The sequence below is a fragment of the Stenotrophomonas sp. TD3 genome (genome assembly GCF_001939825.1).
GTDB lineage: Bacteria > Pseudomonadota > Gammaproteobacteria > Xanthomonadales > Xanthomonadaceae > Stenotrophomonas.
This window is the reverse complement of record NZ_MOYM01000002.1, coordinates 404,138-429,686: the sequence shown is the minus strand read 5'-3', so window position 1 is coordinate 429,686 and position 25,549 is coordinate 404,138. Positions and strand designations below refer to the sequence as shown.

24 protein-coding genes are annotated in these 25,549 nt (G+C 67.9%); 11 read left to right on the top strand and 13 right to left on the bottom strand.

Annotated features, from left to right (window positions below; translation table 11 throughout):
- The first annotated feature begins 45 nt into the window (after positions 1-45).
- From cysS to BKE09_RS18810, 3 genes are read left to right on the top strand one after another with little or no spacing between them, the layout of a single operon-like run.
- Positions 46-1,422 carry a cysteine--tRNA ligase gene (gene cysS, locus BKE09_RS18820; RefSeq protein ID WP_075677229.1) on the top strand — a complete coding sequence of 459 codons (1,377 nt, stop codon included), beginning with the start codon at positions 46-48 and terminating at the stop codon, positions 1,420-1,422.
- A gap of 54 nt (positions 1,423-1,476) precedes the next feature.
- Positions 1,477-1,929 carry a SufE family protein gene (locus BKE09_RS18815; RefSeq protein ID WP_010486631.1) on the top strand — a complete coding sequence of 151 codons (453 nt, stop codon included), beginning with the start codon at positions 1,477-1,479 and terminating at the stop codon, positions 1,927-1,929.
- Positions 1,926-3,173 carry an MFS transporter gene (locus BKE09_RS18810; RefSeq protein ID WP_014037865.1) on the top strand — a complete coding sequence of 416 codons (1,248 nt, stop codon included), beginning with the start codon at positions 1,926-1,928 and terminating at the stop codon, positions 3,171-3,173. Before BKE09_RS18815 ends, BKE09_RS18810 begins: the two co-directional genes overlap by 4 nt.
- 140 nt (positions 3,174-3,313) lie before the next feature.
- Here the strand turns inward: BKE09_RS18810 and dksA are convergent, their stop codons facing one another.
- Positions 3,314-4,543, bottom strand: a complete 1,230-nt coding sequence (gene dksA / locus BKE09_RS18805) for an RNA polymerase-binding protein DksA (RefSeq protein ID WP_075677227.1) — start codon at positions 4,541-4,543, stop codon at positions 3,314-3,316.
- A 271-nt stretch (positions 4,544-4,814) separates the two neighbouring features.
- On the opposite strand from dksA, the gene yidD reads away from it, so the two are divergent.
- From yidD to BKE09_RS18790, 3 genes are read left to right on the top strand one after another with little or no spacing between them, the layout of a single operon-like run.
- Positions 4,815-5,069: a membrane protein insertion efficiency factor YidD gene (gene yidD, locus BKE09_RS18800; protein WP_075677225.1), complete on the top strand. Its 255-nt coding sequence runs from the start codon at positions 4,815-4,817 to the stop codon at positions 5,067-5,069.
- A gap of 1 nt (position 5,070) precedes the next feature.
- The gene (locus BKE09_RS18795; protein WP_014037868.1) at positions 5,071-6,417 is read left to right on the top strand and encodes a dihydroorotase; all 1,347 of its coding nucleotides are present in this window, start codon (positions 5,071-5,073) and stop codon (positions 6,415-6,417) included.
- Positions 6,417-7,265 (top strand): M23 family metallopeptidase, encoded by an 849-nt coding sequence (locus tag BKE09_RS18790; RefSeq protein ID WP_075677223.1) that lies wholly within the window; start codon positions 6,417-6,419, stop codon positions 7,263-7,265. The genes BKE09_RS18795 and BKE09_RS18790 overlap by 1 nt, the downstream gene beginning before the upstream one ends.
- Before the next feature lie 88 nt (positions 7,266-7,353).
- Here BKE09_RS18790 and BKE09_RS18785 read toward each other — a convergent pair whose 3' ends face one another.
- The 5 genes from BKE09_RS18785 to efp all read right to left on the bottom strand — a co-directional run bounded on the left by BKE09_RS18785 (position 7,354) and on the right by efp (position 11,614).
- Positions 7,354-8,058, bottom strand: coding sequence for a squalene/phytoene synthase family protein (locus BKE09_RS18785; RefSeq protein ID WP_075677221.1), 705 nt, complete (start codon positions 8,056-8,058; stop codon positions 7,354-7,356).
- A gap of 11 nt (positions 8,059-8,069) precedes the next feature.
- On the bottom strand, positions 8,070-8,765 hold the full coding sequence (locus BKE09_RS18780) for a phosphoglycolate phosphatase (RefSeq protein ID WP_075677219.1): 696 nt from the start codon (positions 8,763-8,765) through the stop codon (positions 8,070-8,072).
- The gene (gene ubiG / locus BKE09_RS18775) at positions 8,762-9,478 is read right to left on the bottom strand and encodes a bifunctional 2-polyprenyl-6-hydroxyphenol methylase/3-demethylubiquinol 3-O-methyltransferase UbiG (RefSeq protein ID WP_014037872.1); all 717 of its coding nucleotides are present in this window, start codon (positions 9,476-9,478) and stop codon (positions 8,762-8,764) included. Before ubiG ends, BKE09_RS18780 begins: the two co-directional genes overlap by 4 nt.
- Before the next feature lie 25 nt (positions 9,479-9,503).
- Entirely contained in the window at positions 9,504-10,847 is a 1,344-nt protein-coding gene (locus BKE09_RS18770) for a TRZ/ATZ family hydrolase (RefSeq protein ID WP_075677217.1), read from the bottom strand.
- Between the two features lie 200 nt (positions 10,848-11,047).
- The gene (gene efp / locus BKE09_RS18765; RefSeq protein ID WP_014037874.1) at positions 11,048-11,614 is read right to left on the bottom strand and encodes an elongation factor P; all 567 of its coding nucleotides are present in this window, start codon (positions 11,612-11,614) and stop codon (positions 11,048-11,050) included.
- 96 nt (positions 11,615-11,710) lie between these two features.
- Between efp and epmB the strand changes: the two genes are divergently transcribed.
- Positions 11,711-12,751: an EF-P beta-lysylation protein EpmB gene (gene epmB, locus BKE09_RS18760; RefSeq protein ID WP_139319684.1), complete on the top strand. Its 1,041-nt coding sequence runs from the start codon at positions 11,711-11,713 to the stop codon at positions 12,749-12,751.
- Between the two features lie 74 nt (positions 12,752-12,825).
- Here the strand turns inward: epmB and BKE09_RS18755 are convergent, their stop codons facing one another.
- From BKE09_RS18755 to BKE09_RS18745, 3 genes are read right to left on the bottom strand one after another with little or no spacing between them, the layout of a single operon-like run.
- A complete protein-coding gene (locus BKE09_RS18755; protein ID WP_014037876.1) occupies positions 12,826-14,952 on the bottom strand; it encodes an EAL domain-containing protein in 2,127 nt (708 codons plus the stop codon).
- Positions 14,949-15,881 (bottom strand): phosphate/phosphite/phosphonate ABC transporter substrate-binding protein, encoded by a 933-nt coding sequence (locus BKE09_RS18750; RefSeq protein WP_049442769.1) that lies wholly within the window; start codon positions 15,879-15,881, stop codon positions 14,949-14,951. Before BKE09_RS18750 ends, BKE09_RS18755 begins: the two co-directional genes overlap by 4 nt.
- Positions 15,882-15,927: 46 nt before the next feature.
- Entirely contained in the window at positions 15,928-16,698 is a 771-nt protein-coding gene (locus BKE09_RS18745; protein WP_075677213.1) for an RNA methyltransferase, read from the bottom strand.
- 120 nt (positions 16,699-16,818) lie between these two features.
- Here BKE09_RS18745 and BKE09_RS18740 point away from each other — a divergent pair, with 120 nt between their 5' ends.
- A complete protein-coding gene (locus BKE09_RS18740; protein ID WP_005417749.1) occupies positions 16,819-17,646 on the top strand; it encodes an inositol monophosphatase family protein in 828 nt (275 codons plus the stop codon).
- Positions 17,647-18,300: 654 nt separating this feature from the next.
- Here the strand turns inward: BKE09_RS18740 and htpX are convergent.
- Positions 18,301-19,167, bottom strand: coding sequence for a protease HtpX (htpX, locus tag BKE09_RS18735; RefSeq protein WP_014037878.1), 867 nt, complete (start codon positions 19,165-19,167; stop codon positions 18,301-18,303).
- Between the two features lie 93 nt (positions 19,168-19,260).
- On the opposite strand from htpX, the gene gluQRS reads away from it, so the two are divergent.
- The 3 genes from gluQRS (at position 19,261) to phaR (ending at position 21,662) form a co-directional block, all read left to right on the top strand.
- A complete protein-coding gene (gene gluQRS / locus BKE09_RS18730) occupies positions 19,261-20,181 on the top strand; it encodes a tRNA glutamyl-Q(34) synthetase GluQRS (protein ID WP_075677211.1) in 921 nt (306 codons plus the stop codon).
- A 17-nt stretch (positions 20,182-20,198) separates the two neighbouring features.
- Positions 20,199-20,939, top strand: a complete 741-nt coding sequence (locus tag BKE09_RS18725; RefSeq protein ID WP_014037880.1) for a beta-ketoacyl-ACP reductase — start codon at positions 20,199-20,201, stop codon at positions 20,937-20,939.
- A 183-nt stretch (positions 20,940-21,122) separates the two neighbouring features.
- Positions 21,123-21,662 carry a polyhydroxyalkanoate synthesis repressor PhaR gene (phaR, locus tag BKE09_RS18720; RefSeq protein WP_032956189.1) on the top strand — a complete coding sequence of 180 codons (540 nt, stop codon included), beginning with the start codon at positions 21,123-21,125 and terminating at the stop codon, positions 21,660-21,662.
- Between the two features lie 74 nt (positions 21,663-21,736).
- On the opposite strand, the gene BKE09_RS18715 is transcribed toward phaR, so the two are convergent.
- Genes BKE09_RS18715 through mutL form a run of 3 tightly spaced genes read right to left on the bottom strand, consistent with a single transcriptional unit; the run spans position 21,737 to position 25,547 of the window.
- Positions 21,737-22,699: a TraB/GumN family protein gene (locus BKE09_RS18715; RefSeq protein WP_049442766.1), complete on the bottom strand. Its 963-nt coding sequence runs from the start codon at positions 22,697-22,699 to the stop codon at positions 21,737-21,739.
- A 2-nt stretch (positions 22,700-22,701) separates the two neighbouring features.
- Entirely contained in the window at positions 22,702-23,631 is a 930-nt protein-coding gene (locus BKE09_RS18710) for a DUF1684 domain-containing protein (RefSeq protein WP_075677209.1), read from the bottom strand.
- An 11-nt stretch (positions 23,632-23,642) separates the two neighbouring features.
- Positions 23,643-25,547: a DNA mismatch repair endonuclease MutL gene (gene mutL / locus BKE09_RS18705; RefSeq protein WP_075677207.1), complete on the bottom strand. Its 1,905-nt coding sequence runs from the start codon at positions 25,545-25,547 to the stop codon at positions 23,643-23,645.
- Positions 25,548-25,549 lie beyond the last annotated feature (2 nt).

Here is a 25,549-nt window from a genome sequence, read left to right as displayed (position 1 = left end):
CCGACACGTTCTAAAATCACAGGCTTGTCCCCCAGCCACAGCCCCATGACCCTGCGCCTGCACAACAACCTGACTCGCCAGCTCGAACCGTTCACCCCGCTCGATCCGGCCTGTCCGACTCTGTATGTGTGCGGCCCGACGGTCTACAACTACGTGCACATCGGCAACGCCCGTGGCCCGGTGGTGTTCGGGGTGCTGGCCGACCTGCTGCGGCGCCGTTTCGGCGCGCTGCGCTACGCCCGCAACATCACCGACGTGGACGACAAGATCAACACCGCCGCGCGTGAGCGGGGCGTGCCGATCAGCACCATCACCAACAAGTTCGCCGCCGCCTACCGTGAAGACATGGCCGCGCTGGGCGTGGTGCCGCCGGACATCGAGCCGGAAGTGACCGCGCACATTCCGCAGATCGTCACCATGATCGAGCAGCTGATTGCCAGCAATCATGCTTACGCCGCCGAGGGCCACGTGCTGTTCGCGGTGGCCAGCTTCGACGGCTACGGCAAGCTCTCGCGCCGCGATCCTGACGAAATGCTGGCCGGTGCCCGCGTCGACGTCGCCCCGTACAAGCGTGACCCGGGTGATTTCGTGCTGTGGAAGCCGTCGAGTGACGACCTGCCCGGCTGGGAATCGCCGTGGGGCCGGGGCCGGCCTGGCTGGCACATCGAGTGCTCGGCGATGGCTGCCGCCCACCTGGGCGAGACCATCGACATCCACGCCGGCGGCGTCGACCTGCAGTTCCCGCACCACGAGAACGAGTTGGCGCAGAGCGAATGCGCCCATGGCGGCAAGATCTTCGCCCGTTTCTGGCTGCACAACGGCATGCTCAACTTCGGCGGCGCCAAGATGAGCAAGTCGCTGGGCAACATCGAGCGCGTGCACGACCTGGTGCGCCAGCATCCGCCGGAAGCGCTGCGCCTGGCCCTGCTGTCGGCCCATTACCGGCAGCCGCTGGACTGGTCCGATGGCCTGATCGAGCAATCGGTGCGCACCCTGGACCGCCTGTACGGCACCCTGCGCGAACTGGCATCGGTCGAGGCGGTCGTGGCGATCCCGGCCACGGTCGAGGCGACCCTGGACGACGATCTCAACACCCCGCAGGCGCTGGCCGAAGTGGCCCGCATCGCCGCCGATGCGCGTCGTGCCACCGACCCGGCCGAGCAGGCGCGCCTGAAGGGTGAACTGCTCGGCGCCGGCCTGGCGCTGGGCCTGCTGCAGGCCGACCCGGCGCAGTGGTTTGGCACTGCGGCCAGCGAAGACGGCGACGATGCCCGCATCCAGGGCCTGATCGATGAGCGTGCCGCTGCCAAGAAGGCGCGCGACTTCGCCCGTTCCGACGCCATCCGCGACCAGCTGGCCGCCGAAGGCATCGTGCTGGAAGACACCCCGCAGGGCGTGCGCTGGTCGCGCAAGCGCAGCTGACCCGCCCTGCCCCGTGGCCGGTACGCCGGCCACGCCCCCACCGTAGAGACTGTTGTGACCGACTCCCCGTTCCCGCTTGAACCCACCGCCGCCGAGGCCCAGACCGCCATCGCTGAGGAATTCGGCTTCTTCGGTGACTGGTCCGAGCGCTACCAGTACCTGATCGACCTTGGCCGCAAGCTGCCGGCCTTCCCGGAAGAATGGAAGACCGAAGAGCATCGCCTGCTCGGCTGCCAGTCGATGGTCTGGATCGTGCCCGAAGGCAACGCGCAGTCGCTGCGCTTCCACGCCATCAGTGATTCGGCCATCGTCTCCGGACTGATCTTCCTGGCCCTGCGCGTGTACTCCGGGCGCTCGGCGCAGGAGATCCTGGCCACCGAACCAAGCTACATCCAGGACATCGGCCTGGCCCGCCACCTCTCGCCCACCCGCAGCAACGGCGTGGCGGCGATGCTGGCCTTCATCCGCGAGACCGCGCAGGCGCAGCTGCAGCGCGACCCGTCGTGAGCGAACCTGCCACAGCCGAAGACAGCGCGCTGGGCCTGCTGTCCCGGCCCGGATTCGCCAGGCTGCTGGCGTACCGCATCTTCGCGATGCTGTCCTACCAGGTGGTCGCGGTCACCGTCGGCTGGCACATCTACGAAGTCACCCGCAATCCGTTCTCGCTGGGCCTGATCGGCCTGGCCGAGGTCGTGCCGTTCTTCTGCGTGGCGCCGTTTGCCGGCTACCTGGTGGATCACCTGCCGCGCCGCCGGCTGGGCATGGTCGCCTGTTGCGGACTGATCGCCACCGCACTGGTATTGACCAGCGTGGCCATGGGCTGGCTGCCGATCGACGGCGTGTGGCCGATCTACGCAGCCATCGCGCTGACCGGCATGGTCCGCGCCTTCCTGTCGCCGATCTACAACGCCCTGTTCGCCCGCGTACTGGCCCGTGACCAGTTCGCGCGGGGCGCCGGCCTGGGCGCGGTGGTATTCCAGGCCGGCATGATCGCCGGCCCGGCACTGGGCGGTGTGCTGGTGGGCTTCGGCGGCAAGGGCCTGTCCTATGCCGTGGCCACCGTCTTCGCGCTGGTGGCGATGGCCTGCCTGGCCACGCTGAAGGTGGAAGAACCGGTGCATACCGGCCCGGCCGCCCCGATCTTCAAGAGCATCGCTGAAGGCGCACGCTTCGTGGTGGGCAACCGGATCATGGTCGGCGCGATGGCGCTGGACATGTTCTCGGTGCTGCTGGGCGGCGTGGTGGCGATGCTGCCGGCGTTCCTGCACGAGATCCTGCACCACGGCCCGGAAGGCCTGGGCATCCTGCGCGCAATGCCGGCGCTGGGCTCGGTCTGCGTGGGCCTGTGGCTGGCCCGCCACCCGCTGCACCGCAATGCCGGCCGCGTGCTGCTGTTCGCAGTGGCCGGCTTCGGCCTGTGCGTGATCAGCTTCGGGCTGTCGCAGCACTTCTGGCTGTCGGCGCTGATCCTGCTGTTCTACGGGGCCTTCGATGGCGTCTCGGTGGTGATCCGCTCGACCATCCTGCAGCTGGCCACGCCTGAGGAAATGCGCGGCCGGGTGTCGTCGATCAACGGCATCTTCATCAGTTCGTCCAACGAACTGGGCGCGTTCTATGCCGGCACGATGGCGAAGCTGCTCGGCCTGGTGCCGGCAGTGGTGCTGGGCGGGTTTGCGGTGCTGAGCGTGGCCGGGATCACCGCGTGGAAGAACCCGACGTTGCGGAAACTGAATCTTCGCGACCTGCAATAGCTGTTTTGTAGAGTCGAGCCATGCTCGACTGGCGCCCCTGAAAAGCAGTCGAGCATGGCTCGACTCTACAGAAGACGATCACCCAAACAAAAAACCCGGCCGAGGCCGGGTTTTTCGCATGACATCACAACGATCGGGAATCAGTCGCCCTGCTGCTTCTGCAGGTGCTCCCAACGCTCCTGGGCGTCGATGGTGCGCTCGGCGGTCAGGCGCGCTTCCAGGCGCTCCAGGCCGATTTCTTCGCCGGTGTCGACGCAGTAACCGTAGTCGCCGGCTTCCAGGCGCTTCAGGGTGCTGTCGATCTTGCCGATCAGCTTGCGGTAGCGGTCGCGGGTACGCAGTTCCAGCGAGTTCTCGGTCTCGCGGGTCGCGCGCTCGGCTTCGTCGCCGATGTCACGCACTTCCTCGCGCAGGTTCTCGATGGTCTGCTTGGACTCTTCCACCAGGTCCGCGCGCCAGTTCTGCAGGCGCTGGCGGAAGTATTCCTGCTGCAGCGGGCTCATGTATTCCTCTTCCGAGGACGGCTTGTAGCCAGCCGGCAGGATCGGGCGGCCAGTGGCCTCGTCGGTCTTGTACTCGACCACCTTGTACTTGCTGCGCGGGGCCGGTGCCGCCGAACGGGCGGCGACGGCCACGGCAACCTTGCCGACAGGGCGCGACACGGTCTTCGGGGCGGAATCGGATTTCACGGCGGTTTTGGCAGGCGATTTCGAAACGGGCACGGGATTCTTGGATTGCGGGGCCTTCGAGGCGGCAGGAGCGGCGGCCGGGGCCGGCTTGGAGGCCGGTTGGGCTGCTGCCACTGCCACGGTCTTGGCCGGGACAGGCTTGGCCGGAGCCGGCTTGGCAGCAGGCTTCGGTGCGGACTTCACTACTGGGGCCGGTGTCGGCTTTACGGCCGGCGCGGCAACATTCTTGGCAACCTTCTTTACAGCGGCAGGCGTGGCGACCGGCTTGGCCGCCGCAACCTTCTTTGCCACCGGTTTGGCGGCGGGCTTGGCGGCAGCCTTCTTCACCACCGCCTTCGGCGCCGGCTTGGCTGCTGCCTTCTTCGCTACCGGCTTGGCGGCGGCCTTCTTCACCGGCGCGGCCTTGCTGGCAGCCTTCTTCACCACCGGCGCCTTCTTGCCAGCGGCGGCAGGCTTGGCCTTGGCCGGCGCAGCGACCTTCTTCGCCACCGGCTTGGTTGCCTTCACCGGCGTTTTCTTTGCGGTGGCCTTCCTGGCCGCCGGTTGCGAGGACGCTGCCTTGGTCGCCGGCTTGCTGGCCGGCTTCTTGGCAACGGGCTTTGCCGCCAACTTCTTCACAACAGGCTTGGCGGTTTTCTTGGCGGCCGTTGCGGCCTTCTTTGCAGTTTTTTTAGCAGCCACGAAACGCTCTTCCTTGGATTCCCCGGGGCCCGGGAAAGCGGGCCTTTATAGCCTACCCGACCCGCAGCAGCAACCTCGGCACCCTGCTCCATTCAGTCCTGGAGTCAAGGCGCCCAAGGGGCAGTCCGACGAACACGGACCGCCTTGCGCGGTACGGAACCTGGCCAGCACCCAAAGGTGCTGGTACCGGTCGCAGGCCATCGGCGACATGCGACCAACGGCCCATCCTGCACAAATGCGGCCTTCATGCCAACTGGCATAAGATGACTGGGTGATCTCGCGCCTGCTCATCGCCCTGCTGCGCTTCTACAAGCGCTTCATCAGCCCCTTGCTGGGGCCACGCTGCCGTTTCGTGCCGAGCTGTTCTGAATACGCGATGGACGCCATCTCGCGGCACGGCCCGCTGCGCGGCAGCTGGCTGGCTGCGCGCCGGCTGGGCCGCTGCCACCCGTTCCATCCCGGCGGCTACGACCCCGTGCCCGAGTCCCCCAACGCCCCCTCTTGCCGTTGCACAGGAAAACACTGACATGTCCTCCACCCTCATCACCAACGCCCGCATGGTCAACGAAGGCCGCACCTTCGACGGCGACCTGCGCATCGAGAACGGCCGCATCGCGCAGATCGGCAGCGGGCTGGCGCCGCGCGACGGCGAGCAGGTGGTGGACGCAGCCGGGCGCTGGCTGCTCCCCGGCATGATCGACGACCAGGTGCACTTCCGCGAACCGGGCCTGACCCACAAGGGCGACATCGCCAGCGAATCGGCCGCGGCCGTGGCCGGTGGCCTGACCAGCTTCATGGACATGCCCAACACCAACCCGCCGACACTGGATTCGACCATCCTGGAAGCCAAGTACGAGCTCGCGCGCGGCCGCGCCTGGGCCAACTACGGCTTCTACCACGGCGCCAGCAATGACAACCTGGAAGCGATCCGTGCGCTGGACCCGAAGAAGGCGCCCGGCGTGAAGGTGTTCATGGGTGCTTCGACCGGCAACATGCTGGTCGACAACCCGGAAACGCTGGACGCGATCTTCCGCGAATGCCCGACCCCGATCATCACGCACTGCGAAGACACGCCGATGATCGATGCCAACCTGAAGGCCTTCCAGGAGAAGTACGGCGACGCGCTGACCCCGGACATGCACCCGGACATCCGCTCGCGCGAGGCCTGCATCAAGTCGACCCGCCTGGCGATGTCGCTGGCGCGCAAGCACGGCACCCGCCTGCACGTGCTGCACATCTCCACCGCCGACGAACTGGCGCTGTTCGAGAAGGGCCCGCTGATCCGCGCCGACGGCAGCCGCAAGCAGATCACCGCCGAAACCTGCGTGCACTTCCTGCACTTCGCGCGCCCGGACTATGCGACCAAGGGCAACCTGATCAAGTGCAACCCGGCGATCAAGGAAGTATCCGACCGCGAGGCGATCACCGCCGCGCTGGCCGATGACGTGCTGGACGTGCTGGCCACCGATCACGCGCCGCACACCTGGGAAGAGAAGCAGAAGCCCTACGCGCAGGCGCCGTCGGGCCTGCCGCTGGTGCAGTACGCGCTGGTGGCCGCGCTGGAGCGCGTGCACGAAGGCAAGCTGACCCGCGAACAGGTGGTGCAGAAGTTCGCCCACGCCCCGGCGCAGCTGTTCGACGTGGAAGAGCGCGGCTTCCTGCGCGAGGGTTACTTCGCCGATCTGGTCCTGGTCGAGGACGTGCCGTTCACGGTCAAGCGCGAAGACGTGCTGTCCAAGTGCGGCTGGTCGCCGTTCGAAGGCACCACCTTCCGTTCGCGCATCGCCTCCACCTGGGTCAACGGCCAGCAGGTGTGGGACGGCAGCACGCTGGTGGGTGAACCCGCCGGTCAGCGCATGACCTACGACCGCTGATGCGCTCCGCACTTCTGATCGGGGCGCTGCTGCTGGCCGCGCCCCTGCTTTCCTCATCCCCGGCGCAGGCGCAGGACGGCATCGGCAGCCTGATCGACAGCCGCGTGGTGTTCCCGGCCAGCGCGTCGCAGGGCGCGCTGGTGATCGGCAAGGTACCCGCCGGCAGCCGCGTGCAGTACGCCGGCCGCCAGCTGCGGGTGAGCGGCTATGGCAGCGTGGTATTCGGCATCGGCCGCGACGAGAAGGGCCCGCTGCGCGTGCAGGTGCAGCGCCCCGATGGTGGCAGCGAGACCGCGACCATTGCGGTGACCCCGCGTGACTGGCCGACCGAGCGGGTCAACGGCGTGCCGCCGAAGACGGTCAATCCGCCGCCGGCGATTGCCGAGCGGATCAAGCGCGAACAGGCGCAGGTGACTGCCGCGCGTGCCCGCGATGACGACCGTACCGACTTCACCCAGACCTTCATCTGGCCGGTACAGGGCCGCATCAGCGGCCGCTTCGGCAATGCGCGCGTGTACAACGGGCAGCCCGGCGCCGGTCATTCCGGCATGGATATCGCGGTGCCGACCGGCACGCCGGTGAAAGCACCGGCCGCCGGCATCGTCACCTTCGCCGGCCCGGACCTGTACCTGACCGGTGGCACCCTGCTGCTCGACCACGGCTTCGGCGTCAGCTCCAACTTCCTGCACCTGTCGCGCATCGACGTAAAGGTCGGCGACCGTGTGGAACAGGGCCAGGTGATCGCCGCGGTCGGCGCCACCGGCCGTGCCACTGGCCCGCATCTGCACTGGGGCATGAACTGGTTCGATACCCGTATCGACCCGCTGCTGGTGCTGGAGCGCAAATAACGCGCGCAATGCGCTTTGGTGGGTGCCGACCTTGGTCGGCACAATCCCTCAGAGCATGCGGACCCAGGTCCGCACCCACCGGAATCAATCAACCGCGCGCGGCCCACCACACGCGCAGCAGGGTGCGCACCGGCGTGGCTTCGATCGGCTTGCCTGCGGCCTGCGCTGCAACGCGCGCACGCGCCAGGCTGGACCACACGCGGCGCGGGCGCGGGCCAGGCACGCGGGTGCCCCACCCCTTCAACAGATGCTGCGCCCAGCGCTGTGCGGCATTGCTGGCGTCTTCGTCCAGCAGGCTGCGCGGCACACCGGCCACGCCCGCATCCTGCAGGCGCTGGGCCAGGGTCTGCAGCTGCACCGCACGACCGGCGCCGGTACGCGGCTTGTCGGCGAACAAGGCCGCCTCCACCGCGGCCACGGCCTCGGCGTAGTTCGCCAGCGCGCGCTCGGCGCCGGCCGCATCCAGCGCGACCGTGCGCGCTTCAACCAGATCCGGAAGTGCTTCGGCCAGCTGCGCCCACGGCGCACGCACCGGCTCCAGCAGGCGGCCCAGCGGATGGCGCGAACGATGCGCGGCCCAGCTGCGCAGCTCCTCGCCCCACCATGCCAGCTTGGCGTCGGCCGGCAACGGGTCGCCGCCGGTGTTGAGCATGTCGTCGAACTCCTGCAGCAGCGCGAACCACGCCACCGCAAGCTCGCGTTGCGATTCGGCCACGAACGGGGCGGCCACCGACCATTCCGGCCAACGGCTGCGCCACTTGTCGAGGAAACTGTCCAGCGCGGTACTGCTCACTACGTGATTCCTTACGGCTGGGCCGGGGCTGCCGGCCGGGTCGGCCACAGACTGGCCAGTTGCAGAAGTTCGGCGTTCTCGACCAGCACGTCGGCCTGCCAGGCCAGCGGGTCGTCGCTGTGCAGGCGGTAGCCCCACAGTGCCGCCACCGACGGCATCGCTGCGGCGCGCGCAGCAATGATGTCGCGCTCGTCGTCGCCCACGTACACGCAGTCTTCGACGGCGATGCCGATGACCTGTGCGGCGTGCAGCAGCGGCAGCGGATGCGGCTTGCGTTCGGCCAGGCTGTCACCACCCACCAGTACCGCGCAACGCTGCTGCCAGCCGTGTTGCGGCAGGATCAAGCGCGCCAGGTACTCCGGCTTGTTGGTGACGATGCCCCACACGGTGCCGGCGTCATCCAGCGCGGCAAGCATGCCGGCCACGCCATCGAACAGCACCGCGTGCTGGCCGATCAACGCTTCGTAGCGCTGCAGGAATTCCGGGATCAGCGCATCGCGTGCGACAACATCCAGTTCCGGGAACGCAGCCGAGACCATCGCCCGCGAGCCCTTCGACACCACCGGGCGCAATAGCGCCGGATCGATCGGCGCGCGACCGCGCTCGGCCAGCATCGCGTCGCAGGTGGCGACGAAGTCCGGTGCGCTGTCCAGCAGCGTGCCATCCAGGTCGAACAGCACCGCGCGCGGGAAGCGGGCCGCGGTCATGCCGGCTTGACCGCGTAGGCCAGGTAGTTGATGTCGGTACGGCTGCTCAGGCGGGCATGGTTGCGCCACGGCTCGTAGGCCATGCCGCTGACATCCACCAGCTGCATGTCGGCCTCGCGCAGCCAGCGCGCCAGCTCGGCCGGCTTGATGAATTCCTGATAGTGGTGGGTACCCTTGGGCAGCAGCCGCGCCACGTACTCGGCGCCGACAATCGCCACCGCGAAGGCGGCAGCGGTGCGGTTGATGGTCGACAGGAACAGGTGACCGCCCGGCTTCAGCAGGCGCTTGCAGGCCTCGATGATCGCGCCCGGGTCCGGCACGTGTTCAAGCATTTCCATGCAGGTGACCACGTCGAAACTGCCCGGCTGCTCGGCGGCCAGGTCCTCGGCGGCCTGCACCCGGTAGTCGACCTTGGCACCGCTTTCCAGCGCATGCAGGCGCGCGACCTTGACCAGTTCCGGGGCCAGGTCGATGGCGGTCACGTCCGCACCGGCCTGCGCCAGTGCTTCGCTCAACAGGCCGCCACCGCAGCCGATGTCGAGCACGCGTGCCCCGCGCAGCGGCACGCGGTCGGCCACGTACTGCAGGCGCACCGGGTTCAGCGCATGCAGTGGCTTCTGCGGGCCGTCAGCGTCCCACCAGCGGTTGGCCAGCGCGGCGAACTTGTCCAGCTCGGCCTGATCGAAATTGGAGGAAGCGTGGGGGGCAGTCATGAGGGAGTCCTTGCGGCGCCAGGGTTCAGGCGCGGATATGACGGATGCGCTCGCGCCACTGGCGCGCGTTGGCGATGATGCCCGGCAGGTCCATGCCGACCAGCTCGCGCTGCACCAGCTTCGGCTTGCCGGCGATCCAGACGTCGCTGACCTGCTGGCGGCCGGTGGCGTACACCAGCTGCGACAGCACGTTGTGCAGCGGCTGGGTTTCCAGTGCGGACAGGTCGACGCAGACCAGGTCGGCCTGCTTGCCGACTTCGATCGAGCCGATGCGGTCGCCGAAGCCCAGCGCGCGCGCGCCACCCAGCGTGGACGCGCGCAGCGTGGTGGCCGCGTCCAGTGCAGTGGCATCGTCGGCCACGGCCTTGGCCAGGATCGCCGCGGTGCGGTTCTCGCTGAACATGTCCAGGTCGTTGTTGCTTGCGCAGCCATCGGTACCGATCGCCAGGTTCACGCCGGCGCGCTGCAGGGCGCAGGCCGGGCAGAAACCGGAGGCCAGCTTCAGGTTCGATTCCGGGCAATGCACCACGCTGACGCCACGTTCGGCGCACAGGTGGATTTCCGCATCGGTCAGCTGGGTCATGTGCACCGCGATCAGGCGGTCGTTGACCAGGCCAAGCCGGTCCAGCCGCGCCAGCGGGCGCTGGCCGTGCAGCTTGATCGAATCGTTGATCTCCTGCGCGGTCTCGTGGGTGTGCAGGTGCACCTGCATGTCGAGCTGGTCGGACAGCATCCGCACCCTCTCGAAGTTGGCATCGCTGACCGTGTACGGCGCATGCGGCGCGAACGCGGTGCCGATCAGCGGATCAGTGCGCCACTGGTCGTGCAGTTCACCGGCCTTGGCGAAGTATTCGTCGTCGGTCCTGGCCCAGGCGGTGGGGAAATCGATGATGACCGCGCCGACCAGCGCGCGGAAACCGTGCTTCTTGTAGACCGCGGCCTGCACGTCGCCGAAGAAGTAGTTCTCGTTGGCGCAGGTGGTGCCGCCGCGCAGCATCTCGGCGATGGCCAGGGTGGTGCCGTCGGCAACGAATTCGGGGCCGATCACCGCCGCTTCCACCGGCCAGATGTGCTGCTGCAGCCAGGTCATCAGCGGCAGGTCGTCGGCGACGCCGCGCAGCAGGGTCATCGGGTTGTGCGTGTGCGCGTTGACCAGGCCCGGCATCAGCGCAGCCTCGGGGCGGCTCACCACCTGGGTGGCGCGGAACCGTGCGCGCGCCTCGGCACGCGGCAGGATGGCCACGATCTCGCTGCCACGCACGGCAACGGCATGGTCTTCCAGCACCACCGCGTGCGGCTCGATCGGAACGACGTAACCGGCTTCGATGAGCAGGTCGCAGGCTTCGGGGAGGTGCGGGCTATCGCTCATGCGGGCTCACTGGCTGGGGGGCGGCGAGATACTTCTGGGGGACACGCCCCTGAGTCAGGGGCTGCCGCGAAGCGGCGGGGTCTGGAGACTCGTGAAGCGGGGCCCATGATCTGCCGAAGCAGATCATGGGAGCGCCAGCGCGAATGCGATGGCGCGTACCCGGCCAGCGGCCGGCACTACCGTAATCCGGCTGCGCCGGATTACTTGACGCGTGCGGAGTATTCGCCCGAACGGGTGTCGACGCGGATCACTTCTTCCTGGTTGACGAACAGCGGCACGCGGACCACGGCACCGGTTTCCAGGGTGGCCGGCTTGCCGCCGCCGCCCGAGGTGTCGCCACGGACGCCCGGATCGGTTTCGGTGATCTTCAGTTCGACGAAGTTCGGCGGCTGCACGAAGATCGGCTCACCGTTCCACAGGGTGACCACGCAGGACTCTTCGCCCTTCAGCCACTTTTCGGCGCCGCCCATGCCGGCCTTGGTGGCCTGGACCTGCTCGAAGGATTCCGGGTCCATGAAGTGCCAGTACTCGCCGTCGCTGTACATGAAGTTCATGTCGGTATCGACGACGTCGGCTGCATCCAGCGAGTCGGTCGACTTCATGGTGACTTCCTGGGTACGGCCGTCCTTGATCAGGCGGTACTTCACGCGGGTGAAGGCCTGGCCCTTGCCCGGCTTGACGTATTCGGTGTCGATGATGACGGCCGGTTGGTTGTTGACCAGGATCTTCATCCCGTTCTTGACGTCGTTCATGCCGTAGCTGGCCATGCGTAAACTCCTGAGTGGCAAAAACGCCGCGGGTGCGGCGAGCCGTTAGAATGGAAAGCCCACCGGATGCCGGTGGGCGACTGTTTTTCTGCCCCCATGATAACCGCAGGCCCCCTCTCCATGCAGCTTTCCGCCTTCCCCCGGCCCCAGTCGCCAGGCGCGCCCGCGCGCTGGCAGCAGCTCTGGCGCCAGGCGCTGCGCGACCCGCACGCGCTGCTGGCCCGGCTGCAGCTGGACCCGGCCGCGCTGGGCGTCTCGGAGGCGGCCATCGCCCAGTTCGCGCTGCGCGTGCCCGAGGGCTTCGTGGCGCGCATGCGCGTGGGCGATGCGGCCGACCCGCTGCTGCGCCAGGTGCTGCCGGTCGACGAGGAAATGCGTCCGGCACCCGGGTTCAGTTTCGATGCGGTGGGCGATGGTGCCGCCAGGAAGGCCACCGGGGTCATCCAGAAATACCGCGGTCGCGCCCTGCTGGTCGCCACCGGCAGCTGCGCGATCAACTGCCGCTACTGCTTCCGCCGCCACTTCGACTATGGCGCGGAAAACGCCGCCAGGGGCGGCTGGCAGGAGGCCGTAGCCGCCATCGCCGCTGACCCGGACATTGACGAGGTGATCCTGTCCGGTGGTGACCCGCTGTCGCTGGCCACGCACAAGCTGGTGGAGCTGACCGACGCCCTGCGCGCGATCCCGCACATCCGCCGCCTGCGCATCCATACCCGGCTGCCGATCGTGCTGCCGGAGCGCGTGGACGAGGAGCTACTGGCCTGGCTGGGCAGCCTGCCGTGGCCGCTGGCGATCGTGGTCCACGCCAACCATGCCAATGAGTTCGACGCCAGCGTGGACGCGGTGATGGGCCGCCTGCGCGGTGTCGGTGCCCAGCTGCTGAACCAGGCCGTCCTGCTGCGCGGGGTCAACGACAGCGTGCAGGCCCTGCAGGACCTGAGCGAGCGCAGCTTCGCCGCCGGCGTGCTGCCCTACTACTTGCACCAGCTGGACCGGGTCGAGGGCGTGGCCCACTTCGAAGTGGACGACAGCCAGGCCAAGGCGCTGATTGCCGGCCTGACCGCACGCCTGTCCGGCTACCTGATCCCCAAGCTGGTGCGCGAACTGCCCGGCGACCCGAGCAAGCGCCCGGTGTAACAAAAAAGGGGACGGAGGGAATTAAGTCGCTTATGCATTTGCGACTTAATTCCCTCCGTCCCCTTTTTTGGGGGTCAGACGCCCGATTCGATCATCCGCACCACTTCGGTGGCGGTCACCGGGTGGCTCAGCCAGTAGCCCTGGCCGAGGTCGCAACCACGCTGGGCCAGCAGCTCGAACTGTGCCTGCTGCTCGATGCCTTCGGCCACCACCGTGATGCCCAGCGCGTGGGCCATGGCGATGATCGCCGTGGTCAGTGCCAGGTCGTCGGGATCGCGCTGCATGTCGGCCACGAAGCTCTTGTCGATCTTCACCCCGTCCACCGGCACCTGGCGCAGATGGCTGAGACCGGAGAAGCCGGTCCCGAAATCGTCCAGCCAGACCTTCACGCCGGTGCGGTGCAGCTTGTCCAGCAGCTGCGCGGCGACCATCTCGTCGCCGATCACGGCGGTTTCGGTCAGTTCCAGGTGCAGGCGCGAGGCCGGCAGCCCGGACTCGTGCAGGCACTGCGCAACCAGCGCCGGCAGCTCGCCGCCGCGCAGCTGCCGCGGCGATACGTTCACCGACACGAACAGATCGTCGCCGCCCGCGCCCCGTGGCCACTGCGAGGCTTCCATGCAGGCCGCACGCAGCACCTTCGGGCCGATGATCTCGATCAGCCCGCTCTGCTCGGCCACTTCGATGAACACCGACGGCGGAATCGTGCCCAGGGTCGGGTGCTGCCAGCGCAGCAGCACTTCGACGCCGACCATGCGGCGGTCGCGCATGCGGAAAATCGGTTGGTAGGCCAGGCGCAGCTCGCCGCGCTCCCAGGCCCCGCGCAGTTCCTGCTCCATGTGCACGCGGCGCTCGACCGCATGGTCCATCGCCCGGCTGTAATAGCGGTAGCAGTTCTTGCCAGCCATCTTCGCCTGGTACATGGCGATGTCGCCGTTCTTCAGCAGCGTGGTTGCATCGGCGGCATCGTCAGGGAACAGGGTCACGCCGATCGAGGTCCCCAGGAACAGCTCCCTGCCCTGCACCACCAGCGGCTTGCCCAGTTCGCGCACCAGCACCTCGGCCAGCAGCCGCGCGTTGGCGGCCACGTCGCCATCACCGACCAGGATCACGAACTCGTCGCCGCCGAAGCGGGCCAGCAGCGCCTCATCGCCGCCCGCCTCGGTGACCGCGCGCCCGATGCGCTGCGCGAACTGCAACAGCGCCTCGTCACCGGCCTCATGGCCGAGGGTGTCGTTGACGCGCTTGAAATCGTCGATATCGGCGAACAGCAGGCCCAGCCGATGATTGGATGCGCGCGCCGCCATCAGGCGATGGTCCAGCGCTTCCCGGAACGCCAGCCGGTTGGTCAACCCGGTCAGCGCATCGGTATAGGCCATGCGCCGAACCTCGCGGTCATGGCGGGCGATGGAATCGCGCATCCGGGCAAAGCCGCGCACCAGCTCGCCGACCTCGTCGTCGCGGGTGTTCTCAGCCAGCGGCGCCTGGTAGTCGCCGGCCTCGATGCGGCGCGCTGCGGCAGCCAGGTCCCGGATCGGCGCAACCAGGGTGCGCTGCACGTACAGGATCACCACCACGCCGATCACCACCAGCAGGCCCAGCATCAGCAGCAGCCAGCCCAGGTGGCGGCTGCCGACCTGCTGCAGGCGCTCGCCGAGCGTGGCATTGGCCGCCTGTTCGCGCTGCTGCACCTCGTCCAGCGCCATGCCGACGCGGACGCCGCCGATGCGCTGGTTGCCGACCATGATCGGCATGGTGTTGTCGAGCACCTTGGGCGATTCCTGCACCACCAGCGCCTGCGCCACCGCGGCCTTGGGCGCCAACGGATCGGCCATCGGCTGGCCGAAGCCGGACACCTCGATCGAGCCGTCATGCACCAGCCGGCCGCGTTCGTCGAACACCAGTACATAGCGCACGACCGGCTGCCGTGCGGTGCTGCGCACCAGCGCACCGACCTGGTCCAGGTCGCGGTAGTACAACGGGTTGGCCAGCGCGTCGGACAGCTCGCGCGCCATCGCTTCGCCACGGCTGCGCACGCTGCGGTCGAACAGTTCATGGATGACGCCACCACTGAGGTTGCGCACTTCGCCCTGCATTGCCGCCTGACGCCCCAGCAATACCGCCAGGATCGCCACCACCACGACCATCGCCCCGCCCATCGCGAGCAGGAACCGGGCCTGCATTCCCGAGCCGAGCCACTTCATTCCACTTCCATCCGCACGCGCGTCAATCCTTGTTTCAATTCATCCAGCCGCTGCTGCGCATGCGCATCGACGCGGTGGAAACCGGAAGTGCCGAAAAACCGATGCAACGCCCCCTGCGCCTGCGGGTCACTGGCCGCCTGCAGCAGGACTTCCTGCAGCCGGTCGCGCACCCGCGGGTCAAGGTCGGCGCGCACCATCTCCACCGCCCGCGGGTAGGGTTCGGTGCGCAGCAGCTCGCGGAAGTCGCGCCGGAATGCCGCCGGCACCCGTCGCTCGTCGTTCCAGTCCACGCTGCTCACCGCCCCCACCTCGACCACGCCCTTGTGCACGAACGTAGCGATGTTCAACTCGCTGCGCGCGAACACATACCCCACGCTGTCCCGGCCCGGCATATCCCACGTACCCGCCAGGATCTGCGGTGACAACCCTTCCTGCAGCAGCGTCATCACCGGCACCAGGTAGGCACTGGTGGACGCCGTGTTCTGCAGCGCCAGGCGATGCCCGCGCAGGTCCTGGATCCGCTGGATTGGACTGTCGCGGCGCACGAAGAACACGGTCTGGTACTCACGCACGCCGTTGCGCTCGGTCAGCAGCAGCGGCCGCGCGCCACTGCGCTGGCCCAGCGCCACCGCCGTGCCCGACGTTTCCGTGACCCAGTCGACCCGCCCCCGCCGCAGATAGCTGGCCATCTGCTGCGGGTCGCGCGCCATCAGGATCCGCCCCTCCTTGATGCCAACGTCATGCATGCGTGCCACCACATAGTCCAGCAACGGCTGCAGCTGCTCGTAATGGGCCTTGGGATCATCGCTGATCCGGCCCAGCACCAGCACCGGGTCCGGTGCTGCATGCACCGTCCCGGCCAGCAGGATCATGACCAGGCTCAGCAGTCCCCTCTGCACTGCCCTTCGCAGACCCGACACAGGCTTCATCCCCCCTGGGTATCCAGACAGACTACCCGAAAAAATGAGAACGTCGTCAGCTGTCCTTGTTGCGCGCTTGTGCCAGTCGCGCCATGCGCTGGGTGTCGGCCAGGATGCCGCGCAGCAGGCGCACTTCCTGCTCGCTCGGCTCGCTGCGCAGGAACAGGCGGCGCAGCTTGCGCATCGCCGATTCCGGCGCGCGGCCCTTGTGGAAATCGATCTCGTCCAACGTGTCGCCGAGCTGGGCGAAGAAGCTCTCCATCTGCTCGTGGCTGGCCGCCTGTTCGCGGAAACCCGGTTCGGCGTCGGCGGCCGGCTGCGCGCCCAGCAGCTGCATGCGCGTTTCATAGGCCAGCACCTGCACCGCGGCAGCCAGGTTGAGCGAGCTGAACTCCGGGTCGGACGGGATATGCACCGCCGCATGGCAGAGCTGCAGTTCCTCGTTGGTCAGGCCGGTGCGTTCACGGCCGAACACCAGCGCCACCTCGGCCCCTTCGCCGGCCTTGGCCACCGCACGGGCGGCGGCATCGGCCGGCAGGTACTCCTCCAGCTGGACGCGGCGGGCACGGGCTGTGCAGCCCAGCACCAGGCGGCAATCGGCCACGGCCTCGGCCAGGGTGGCCACCACCGGGGCGTCCCCCAGCACGTCTTCGGCACCGGCCGAGCGGCGGAAGGCCTCCTCGTCCAGCGGTTTTTCGGGGGCGACCAGCACCAGGCGGGCCAGGCCCATGGTCTTCAGGGCACGGGCAGCAGCGCCCATGTTGCCGGGGTGCTGGGTACCGACCAGGACGAATCGGAGGCGGGTGGCGGCGGGAAACTGGGACATGAACAGGGAAAAGGTCGAGCTGGACGATGACCAATGGTAAACTGTGCGGCCGGCCACTGCGCCGGACCCGCTCTTTTCCCCCGCCAGTCCTTCTCTTCTGCCTTTCCGGGAGCCCACGCCATGCAGAAACCCGCCGTAACCGTCATGGTCAAGGCCGCCCGCCTCGCCGGCAACGTCCTGTTGCGCAACATCAACAAGCTCGAGGCACTGAACGTGGTGCAGAAGGGCCGGATGGACTACGCCAGCGAAGTGGATGCGGACGCGGAAAAGGTCATCGTCAAGGAACTCAAGCGCGCTTACCCGGACTACGGCATCTTCGGCGAAGAAGGTGGCGTGCAGGGCGAGCGCCGCCAGATGTGGGTCATCGACCCGCTGGACGGCACCAGCAATTACCTGCGCGGCGTGCCGCACTACTGCGTGTCGATCGCCCTGGTCGAGAATGGCGAGCCGACCGATGCGGTCATCTTCGACCCGCTGCGCAATGAACTGTTCACCGCCAGCCGTGGCGCCGGCGCCGTGCTGAACGACCGCCGCATCCGCGTGGCCGACCGCAAGGACCTGGAAGGCACGATGATCCACACCGGCTTCGCCCCGCGCGAGCGCAGCCGTGCCAGCGCCCAGCTGAAGGCGGTCGACGCCCTGCTGGTGCACGGCGAGGACATCCGCCGCACCGGCTCGGCCGCGCTGGACCTGGCCTACGTGGCCTGCGGCCGCGCCGACGCCTACTTCGAAGCTGGCGTGAAGGCGTGGGACATCGCCGCCGGCCTGCTGCTGGTCCGCGAGGCCGGTGGCAAGGTCTGCGACTTCAAGGGCGCGACCCTGGGCCGCATGGACAACCGTGGCCCGGAGACCCACCAGATCGTGGCCGGCAACCTGAAGGTGGCCGAGTCGCTGCAGAAGGTGCTGGTCAACACCGGTTACGCCGCCGAGTTCGACGCGAAGTTCTGATCTGCGCGTAGTCGCGGTTCATGGAGACGGCACCTGCGAAGGTGCCGTTTTCGTTTGCGCGCACGGAGATTCGTTTCCGCGACCGCGGAGGGGTGTCACTTTCTTTGCTCGTGCAAAGAAAGTAACCAAAGAAACACGCCGCCGGGGCGCGAGCCGATGCTGCGCATCGGTACCCTGCGCTCCTCGGTCCGTCGAGGGACGGTGCGGGAACTCGCTGCGCTCAGACACCCGCACCTCTTCGCCCTCGCCGGACCTGCGGTGCTCGGCTCGCTCAAGGCGGACCCAAGGTCAAATGCCACAGCTGCACCCAGTAAATCCACGCCATGCGTGGATGCTGTTGCCGTTGATCTTGACCTTCCAGTCCGCCTTGAGCGAGCCGAGCATCGCAGGGGAATCAGGGGCGAAGAGGCGCCGGTGTTTGAGCGCAGCGAGTTCGGCGCCGTCCCCTGATTCGCCGAGAAGCGCAGGGTACCGGCGCGTAGCGACGGCTCGCGGCTGGCGGAGCGTTTCTTTGGTTACTTTCTTTGCGCGCAAAGAAAGTGACACCTCTCCGCGGGCGCGGAAACGATCGGGCGCCACCGATGCGTCGGCGCGCAAACAAAAACGCCCGGCACGAGGCCAGGCGTTCCTGCACTACCGTGGAAGTATGGAGGCTTACGCCGCCGTCGATGCCCGCAGCGCCGCGATGCGCTCTTCCAGCGGCGGGTGGCTCATGAACAGCTTCTTCGCCGTCGAACCGGCAATACCGAACGCCGCGATCTGGGTCGGCAGCGTGCTCTGGCCGTGGTTGAGCTGCAGGCGCTCCAGCGCGGCGATCATCTTCTGGCGGCCGGCCAGCGAGGCACCACCCGCATCGGCACGGAATTCGCGGTGGCGCGAGAACCACATCGAGATCATGGTGGCGAACAGGCCGAACACCATCTCCAGCACGAACACGATGATGTAGTAGGCGAAGCCGCGGCCGCCGCCTTCGCGGTTGCCCGACAGCGCGCTGTCGATGATGCCGCCGACCACACGGGCCAGCACGATCACGAAGGTGTTCAACACGCCCTGCAGCAGTGCCATGGTGATCATGTCACCGTTGGCGACGTGGGCGATCTCGTGGCCCAGCACCGCTTCGGCCTCGTCTTCGCTCATGTTGTGCAGCAGGCCGGTGGACACTGCCACCAGCGCGTTGTTGCGGTTGGCGCCGGTGGCGAAGGCATTGATCTCCGGGCCGTCATAGACCGCCACTTCCGGCATGCCGATGCCGGCCGCCTTGGCTTGGCGCTCGACGGTGGCCAGCAGCCAGCGCTCGGTCTGGTTGCGCGGCTCGGTGATCACCACCGCACCGGTGGAGCGCTTGGCCATCCACTTGGACAGCAGCAGCGAGATGAAGGAGCCACCGAAGCCGAAGATCGCGGCCATGACCAGCAGGCCGCTCATCTGGCTCGGATTGACCCCCAGCAACGACATCACGATGCTGGCGAGGATCAGGACCGCGAAGTTGGTCGCCAGGAACAGGGCAATGCGGGTAAACATGGGAAAATCCGGCTTGGAAGGGGTCGATACCGGTCAATTTGCGGTGTGGTCAGCTTGAATTCAAGCGCCAACCTGACCGACGATTCAGCCAGCATGACCTCCCCCATTCCCTGCGGCCGCTTCGCGCCCTCACCGACCGGCCTGCTCCACCCCGGATCCCTGCTTGCCGCCTTCGGCAGCTGGCTGCTCGCCCGCCATCACGGCGGCCTGTGGCGGCTGCGCGTTGAAGATGTCGATCCGCCGCGCACCGTGCCCGGCGCAGCGGATGCGCAACTTCAAGCACTGGCCGCGTTCGGCCTGGTCCACGACGGCCCGATCCTCTGGCAGAGTTCACGCGGCGAGGCCTACCAGGCTGCCCTGGACGTGCTGCTGGCCAGCGACCTGGCCTTCGTCTGCCACTGCAGCCGCAGCGAACTGGCCGCCAGCGGCGGCATACACCACCGCTGCGTCGCGCGACAGCCACGACCGGACCCTGCCGTCCGCTTCCGCGTGCCGCGCGGCAGCATCGTGCACTTCAATGATGGCCTGCGCGGGCCGCAGCACCAGGACGTGCATGCCGAGGTTGGCGACTTCGTGCTGCGCCGTGCGGATGGCTGCTGGGCCTACCAGTTGGCCGTGGTGGTCGATGACGCCGCACAGGGCGTGACCGAAGTGGTGCGCGGCGCCGACCTGCTCGACTCCACCGCGCGGCAGATCCTGCTGCAGCAGGCATTGGGCCTGGCGGTGCCACGCTACTGGCACCTGCCGCTGCTGCTGGATGCGCCGGGCCACAAACTGTCCAAGTCACTGGCGGCGCTGCCGGTGGACAGCGCACGCCCGCTGCCGGTGCTTCGCCAGCTCTGGCAGCTGCTCGGCCAAGCCCCTGAGGCGCTGGCGCAGGCACACGATCTGGACACACTGCTGGCCGCGGCTCGACAGGCCTTCGATCCCGCCCAGCTGCCGCGCGCCGACATCCTGCTGCCGGCCGGCGCACTTTCCGCGCCGATGTTGCAGAATCCCCCTTCCCCCACCTGATACCCGGACAGCATTCCATGACATCTCGCGTCGCACTGGTCACCGGCGGAACCGGCGGCATCGGTACCGCCATCTGCCAACGCCTGGCCGACCAGGGCCACCGGGTCGCCACCAATTACCGCGACGAGGCCAAGGCCCGCGCCTGGCAGCAGGCGATGACCGAACGCGGCTACAGCGTGTCGATCTTTCCGGGCGATGTCTCCGATCCGGACAGCGCCGAAGCGCTGGTGCGCGCCGTCGAGGCCGAGCTGGGCCCGGTCGAGATCCTGGTCAACAACGCCGGCATCACCCGTGACACCACCTTCCACCGCATGCGCGCGGACCAGTGGCACGATGTGATCAACACCAACCTCAACTCGGTGTTCAACGTCACCCGGCCGGTCATCGAAGGCATGCGCCGCCGCGGTTGGGGCCGGGTCATCCAGATCAGCTCGATCAACGGCCTGAAGGGCCAGTACGGCCAGGCCAACTACGCCGCGGCCAAGGCCGGCATGCATGGCTTCACCATCTCGCTGGCGCGCGAGAACGCTGGCTTCGGCATCACCGTGAACACCATTTCGCCCGGCTACGTCGCCACCGACATGGTGATGGCGGTTCCGGAGGACGTGCGCGCCAAGATCATCGCCGACATCCCCACCGGACGCCTCGGCAAGCCGGAGGAAATCGCCTATGGCGTGTCCTTCCTGGTGGCCGAGGAAGCCTCGTGGATCACCGGCAGCAACCTGGACATCAACGGCGGCCACCACATGGGCTGGTGAGCCGCGCAGGGGGCCCTCGCGGCGATCACCGCCGGCCCCTGCCAAGAGTCATGCTGCGCAGCACGCAAACCCTTGTTGCGCAACATGATCGCCCCTGAAAGCCAAGCCTGGCGGGGGCTGGGGCGGTTGCAACCGCTGCTGCACTGCGCCATGCTGCGCGTCTACTGTGACGAGTACCGCTTCATGGCTGCGACCCGCATCATCAAGAAGTATCCGAACCGCCGTCTCTACGACACCGAGATCTCCAGCTACATCACCATCGAGGACGTGCGTCAGCTGATCCTGGACGGTGAAGACTTCGAAGTCCGCGACGCGAAGAGCGGCGACGACCTCACTCGATCGGTCCTGCTGCAGATCATCGCCGACCAGGAACAGGACGGCGAACCGATGCTGTCCACCCAGCTGCTGAGCCAGCTGATCCGCTTCTACGGCGATTCCCTGCAGGGCTTCATGGGCAACTACCTGGAGCGCAGCATGCAGGTCTTCCTCGACCAGCAGCAGCAGTTCCGCCAGCAGATGGGCAACCTGCTGGGCCAGACTCCGTGGGCGATGATGAACCAGCTGACCGAGCGCAACCTGGAGCTGTGGCAGGAATTCCAGCGCAGCATGGGCAGCGGTTTCGGTGGCCCGCGCCCGGGCGGCACCGGAACGGGCACCGGCACCGGCAACAAGCCCGGCGAACCGGGCACCGGCACCGGCACCGGCGGCAAGACCCGCCGCTGAGCGGCAGCTACGGCTGATACGAAAACGGCGCGCCCCTGGCGCGCCGTTTTGTTTGGCATCGCGCCAACGATGCGTCAGCGTTTCGCCTTGCACCCCGTGCACACGCGCTCGACCTTGTAGCCCTTGGCCTTCAGCTTCTCGACCACGCCATCACTGCCCAGCAGGTGCAGCGTGCCGACCACCACCAGCGTACCGCCCTGCCCGGCCTGCAGGTACGGCTGCAGCTTCGGTACCCAGGCATCGTTGCGCCCGGTGTTGATGCGCTGATACAGCTGCGGATACTGCTGGCGCATCTCCGCCGCCATCTTGGTCCACAGCAGGCGTTCGTCGCCGCGCCGCCATGCATCATGCAGCAGCCGCGCCTGCTCATCGGCCTTGCCTGCCTGGTCCAGCGCTTCGGCCAGCATCTGCCGCTGTTCCTGCACCGTCATCCCGTCAAGCATGCCGATCTGGGTATCGATGTCCTCCAGGCCAGCGGTCTTGCGGCCGGTCTTCTGCGCGCGCTCCATGAAGTGGCGGTCCAGGCCCAGCGCCGGGTCCAGGCCCAGCTTCTGCATCTGCCCGACCGAAATGCTCAGGCCGACGAACCAAGCCTTCATGCCCTGCATCTGTGCCAGCGGCAGCTTGTTCTCGGTGGCAAAGGCCTGCAGCTTCTGCCAGGTCGCCGCATCGAGATCACGCTTGAGCTCGCTGCCATCGGTGCGCGTCGCGGCCTGCACCATGCGGCTGGCCAGCTGTGGCGACTGCATGTCTTCCGGCGACAGCTCGAACACCACCCGCTGCGAGGCTTCGAACGCCTGTTCGACATCGGGCGACAGCGGGTAGTCCTGCGGTTTCAGCAGATGGAACGACCCCAGCAGGTACACGCGTGCATCGCCCGGGCCGGTGACCTTCCACAACAACGGTACGGGCGGCTTGGCCGCCGCGGCGGTCGCGGCCGCAGCCGTGGCGCCCGGCGCATCGCGGGCAGTGGCCAGTGGTGCCATCGCGCACGCCGCCATCAGCAGCGCGGCACGGAACAGATGTTTGATCGGCATGGTCAGCCTTCTCCTTCAGGCAGGTGGTAAGCCTTCTCGCCCGCTTCCACGCGCAGGTCCAGCCGGTTTTCCGGTGGCGCCAGCGGACAGGTGGCGTAGGCGGTGAACGCGCACGGCGGGTTGTAGGCATGGTTGAAATCGATGCGCACGGTGCCGTCTGCAGCGGGCGCATCGGTATCCAGGTAGCGCCCGGCCGGATAGCTGCCGCGGCCGCTGGTGCGATCGGCGAAGATCAGGAACAGCGGCTGCCCGGGCGCACCGATCGCTTCCAGCCGCCAACTGCGGCCGTCGCGCTGGAACTCGACCGCGCCGGCATTGGGCATCTCGGTGGTCAGGCCGGTGATGTCGACGATCGGCAGGGTCTTGCCCGGCGGGTGCGCGATGAAGCGCGCCTGCACCTGCCAGTCCGCGCCGCCCGGCCAGTACTGCAGGCCGGCGAAATCACGCCGCGCAGGCGCATCGGCATGCTTGACCCGCAGCGCGTCACGCGCCCCCCGGCGGATGATGCTGAGCTGGCCCTTGCCGCCATCGAAGGCCAGCAGCGTCGGCTGCGCGTCCTTGTCGGTGTCGACGCGAATGCGGCCGCGCACCGGCTGGCCATCATGACTGACATCGACACCGTCTTCGGGCGTGAACCACCACTGCGTCCCTTCGCGACGCAGCAGGCCCAGCTTGTCCGGGCCGACCGTCAGGCGGATGCCGTTGGTGGCGCCGCTGCCAACGAAATGGGATTTGTTCTGCAGCCAGTGCAGACCGACCAGGGCCGTCCAGCCATCGGGCCGGGTCAGGTCCTGGTAGCGCGCTACACGCCATTGCTGCTGCGCGGCCGCGTAGGCCGGATCTTCAGCGGCCGTAGGCGCCGGCGGTGTTGCCGGGCTGCAGGCGGCCAACACCACGGCGGCCAGCAGGCCCGCCATTCCCCGATAACGCATCGATGCTCCCCTCAACGTCCGCGCAGGAACCAGCGGTCGATCTCCGCCAGCGAAAAACGGGCCCAGGTCGGTCGGCCGTGGTTGCACTGGCCGGACCGTTCGGTGATTTCCATGTCGCGCAGCAGCGCGTTCATTTCCGGCACGGTCAGGCGCCGGTTGGCACGCACCGCGCCATGGCAGGCCATGGTCGACAGCAGTTCGTCGCGTGCAGTGGCCACGCGGCGGCTCTGGCCATGCTCGCGCAGGTCGGTCAGCACGTCGCGCAGCAGCCCTTCCGGTTCGGCATGCGCCAGCAGTGCCGGAATGCTGCGCACGTGCAGCGAACCGGGGCCGGCACGGGTCACCTCGAAGCCGAGCGCCGCCAGGGTTTCGGCTTCGCTTTCGGCGGTGTCGGCCTCGCGCTCGCCTACCGCCAGCGTGATCGGCACCAGCAGCGGCTGCGACTGCAGGCCGATGCCATCGTGTGCATTCTTCAGGCGCTCGTAGCCGATGCGTTCGTGTGCCGCATGCATGTCGACCACGATCAGGCCTTCGGCATTCTCGGCCAGGATGTAGATGCCGTGCAGCTGCGCGATCGCGTAGCCCAGCGGTGGCACGCCCGCGTCGGCGCTGGTCACCGGCAGCCCGTTCTCGGTCGGCATCGGTGGCAGTGCCGCTGCACGCTCGGCACCGGCCGGCGTGGCATACAACGCGGCATAGGCAGCCGGTGCATCGGCCACCTGCAAGCCCAGTGGCTGCTGCGGTCGCCACCCCGAGAATCCACCACCACCGCCGGAGCCGGCACCGGGTGCCGGACCGCGCACCAGCCCGAAACCGGAGGCGCCCGCGCTCGATGCCGTGGCTGCAGCCGCGGCATCCGCCGGATGCACCGGGCCAGCACCGATCTCCTGCGCCGACATGCCGGCACGGGTATCGGCCAGCGCATCCTTCAGCGTGCGATAGACGAAATCATGGACCAACCGCGAATCACGGAAGCGCACCTCGTGCTTGGCCGGATGCACGTTGACGTCGACGCGGGTCGGGTCCAGTTCGAGGAACAGCACATAGGCCGGCTGGCGGCCGTGGTACAGCACATCGCCGTAGGCCATCTTCACTGCGTGTGCAACGCTGCGGTCACGCACCGAACGGCCATTGACATACAGGTACTGCTGGTCGGCGCTGGCCCGCGAATAATGCGGCTGCGCGATCCAGCCATGCAGGCGCAGGCCGGCACCGCTGTGGTCCACGCGCACGGCCTGGTTGGCGAAATCCTCGCCCAGCGTTTCGGCAAGGCGCGCATCGGAATACAGATCGCCCGGCTTGTAGCGCCGCGAGGCCTTGCCGTTGTGCGACACGCGCAGCTCGACATCCGGCCGTGCCAGCGCCAGTGAACGCAGCCACTCTTCGATATGGCCCAGTTCGGTGCGCTCGGCGCGCAGGAACTTGCGCCGCGCCGGCACGTTGTAGAACAGCTCGCGCACTTCCACCGTGGTGCCCGGCGCATGCGCGCGCGGGGTCACCTCGCCGATCTTGCCGCCTTCGATCTGCAATGCCGAACCATGCTCGTCGTGCGCGCGACGCGAGGACAGGGTGAAGCGGCTGACCGATGCGATCGACGGCAGCGCTTCCCCCCGGAAACCGAGCGTGGCCACCGATTCAAGATCGTCCAGATCGGCGATCTTGCTGGTGGCATGGCGCGACACCGCCAGTGGCAGCTGTTCGGGCGCGATGCCGCTGCCGTTGTCGCGGATGCGGATCAGGCGTACACCGCCTTCTTCCAGGTCGATGTCGACGCGGCTGGCGCCGGCATCGATCGCGTTCTCGACCAGTTCCTTGACCACCGACGCGGGCCGTTCGACCACTTCGCCGGCAGCGATCTGGTTGATGAGGATCTCCGGCAACGGCCGGATCGGGCGCGGATGGGTAGCAGACGTCATGC

Excerpts from the sequence above, each read along its gene's own strand:
- BKE09_RS18750 (WP_049442769.1), bottom strand. The coding sequence starts at position 15,881 with ATGAAGCCTGTGTCGGGTCTGCGAAGGGCAGTGCAGAGGGGACTGCTG.
- BKE09_RS18770 (WP_075677217.1), bottom strand. The coding sequence starts at position 10,847 with ATGAGCGATAGCCCGCACCTCCCCGAAGCCTGCGACCTGCTCATCGAA.
- htpX (WP_014037878.1), bottom strand. The coding sequence starts at position 19,167 with ATGTTTACCCGCATTGCCCTGTTCCTGGCGACCAACTTCGCGGTCCTG.
- BKE09_RS18725 (WP_014037880.1), top strand. The coding sequence starts at position 20,199 with ATGACATCTCGCGTCGCACTGGTCACCGGCGGAACCGGCGGCATCGGT.
- BKE09_RS18745 (WP_075677213.1), bottom strand. The coding sequence starts at position 16,698 with ATGTCCCAGTTTCCCGCCGCCACCCGCCTCCGATTCGTCCTGGTCGGT.
- BKE09_RS18740 (WP_005417749.1), top strand. The coding sequence starts at position 16,819 with ATGCAGAAACCCGCCGTAACCGTCATGGTCAAGGCCGCCCGCCTCGCC.
- mutL (WP_075677207.1), bottom strand. The coding sequence starts at position 25,547 with ATGACGTCTGCTACCCATCCGCGCCCGATCCGGCCGTTGCCGGAGATC.
- ubiG (WP_014037872.1), bottom strand. The coding sequence starts at position 9,478 with ATGACTGCCCCCCACGCTTCCTCCAATTTCGATCAGGCCGAGCTGGAC.
- cysS (WP_075677229.1), top strand. The coding sequence starts at position 46 with ATGACCCTGCGCCTGCACAACAACCTGACTCGCCAGCTCGAACCGTTC.
- BKE09_RS18780 (WP_075677219.1), bottom strand. The coding sequence starts at position 8,765 with ATGACCGCGGCCCGCTTCCCGCGCGCGGTGCTGTTCGACCTGGATGGC.
- gluQRS (WP_075677211.1), top strand. The coding sequence starts at position 19,261 with ATGACCTCCCCCATTCCCTGCGGCCGCTTCGCGCCCTCACCGACCGGC.
- phaR (WP_032956189.1), top strand. The coding sequence starts at position 21,123 with ATGGCTGCGACCCGCATCATCAAGAAGTATCCGAACCGCCGTCTCTAC.
- BKE09_RS18790 (WP_075677223.1), top strand. The coding sequence starts at position 6,417 with ATGCGCTCCGCACTTCTGATCGGGGCGCTGCTGCTGGCCGCGCCCCTG.
- BKE09_RS18755 (WP_014037876.1), bottom strand. The coding sequence starts at position 14,952 with ATGAAGTGGCTCGGCTCGGGAATGCAGGCCCGGTTCCTGCTCGCGATG.
- BKE09_RS18715 (WP_049442766.1), bottom strand. The coding sequence starts at position 22,699 with ATGCCGATCAAACATCTGTTCCGTGCCGCGCTGCTGATGGCGGCGTGC.
- BKE09_RS18710 (WP_075677209.1), bottom strand. The coding sequence starts at position 23,631 with ATGCGTTATCGGGGAATGGCGGGCCTGCTGGCCGCCGTGGTGTTGGCC.
- epmB (WP_139319684.1), top strand. The coding sequence starts at position 11,711 with ATGATAACCGCAGGCCCCCTCTCCATGCAGCTTTCCGCCTTCCCCCGG.
- BKE09_RS18795 (WP_014037868.1), top strand. The coding sequence starts at position 5,071 with ATGTCCTCCACCCTCATCACCAACGCCCGCATGGTCAACGAAGGCCGC.
- efp (WP_014037874.1), bottom strand. The coding sequence starts at position 11,614 with ATGGCCAGCTACGGCATGAACGACGTCAAGAACGGGATGAAGATCCTG.